Source organism: Mesorhizobium sp. M7A.F.Ca.ET.027.02.1.1 (assembly GCF_004022985.1).
GTDB lineage: Bacteria > Pseudomonadota > Alphaproteobacteria > Rhizobiales > Rhizobiaceae > Mesorhizobium.
The window spans coordinates 1-1,133 of sequence record NZ_RZOL01000783.1 but is presented as its reverse complement, the minus strand read 5'-3'; the positions used below and the strand labels follow the sequence as shown (position 1 = coordinate 1,133).

The window sequence follows — 1,133 nt, the reverse complement described above, 5'->3', positions numbered from 1 at the left end:
GGGTTATACGGCGGGGTGAGCTGCTTTTCTCCCTCCTTGAGGGGGAGATGGCCTGCCCGTCCTCCGCAGCTGCAGCGCAGCTGCTGCGGAGGACGGGCAGGCCAGAGGGGGTCGCCTCACATGGAGCGCCAACCTTCTTCCGGCGGCGGCAGGAGGTCGCGCCCGGTCGAACCGACCCCTCTGTCGCCTTCGGCGACATCTCCCCCTCGAGGAGGGAGATCACCAGCACACCTTCAACCGATTTGCATCCTCGCCGCCCGCAATCTCCGCTTGAAGCCGTTTGTGCAACGCGATACGCCGTTGCCGAATCCGACAAGGAGAGACCTGTGACCGCTGCAAAGACCAGAACCGAAACCGACACGTTCGGTCCCATCGAAGTCGCCGCCGACCGGTACTGGGGCGCGCAGGCGCAGCGTTCGCTCGGCAATTTCAAGATCGGCTGGGAGAAGCAGCCGGCGTCGATCGTGCGCGCGCTGGGCATCGTCAAGCGGGCGGCGGCCGAGGCCAACATGGAGCTCAAACGCCTTGATCCTTCGATCGGCAAGACCATTGTCGAGGCGGCGCAAGAGGTCATCGACGGCAAGCTCGATGAGCATTTCCCGCTGGTGGTCTGGCAGACCGGCTCGGGCACACAGTCCAACATGAACGCCAACGAGGTGATCTCCAACCGGGCGATCGAGATGCTGGGCGGCGTGATGGGCTCCAAGAAGCCGGTGCATCCCAACGACCACGTCAATATGAGCCAGTCGTCGAACGACACCTATCCGACGGCCATGCACATCGCCTGCGCCGAACGCATCGTGCACGATCTGTTGCCGGCGCTGAAGCACCTGCACAAGGCGCTCGCCGCCAAGAGCAGAGAGTTCAATCACATCATCAAGATCGGCCGCACGCACACGCAGGATGCCACCCCCCTGACCCTCGGCCAGGAATTTTCGGGCTACGCCGCGCAGGTCGCCTCGTCGATCAAGCGCATCGAGCTGACGCTGCCCGGCCTGCAGGAACTGGCGCAGGGCGGCACCGCCGTCGGCACCGGCCTCAACGCGCCGGTCGGCTTCGCCGAACGGGTGGCGGATCGCATCGCCAGCATTACCGGCATCGCCTTCGTCACCGCGCCGAACAAGTTCGAGGCG

Annotated in this window: 1 protein-coding gene; it reads left to right on the top strand. The window is 65.1% G+C overall.

The annotated features are described in order from the left end of the window. Positions 1 to 326: 326 nt before the first annotated feature. On the top strand, positions 327 to 1,133 hold an 807-nt coding region (locus EN749_RS36110; protein ID WP_145991191.1), incomplete at its 3' end, for a class II fumarate hydratase.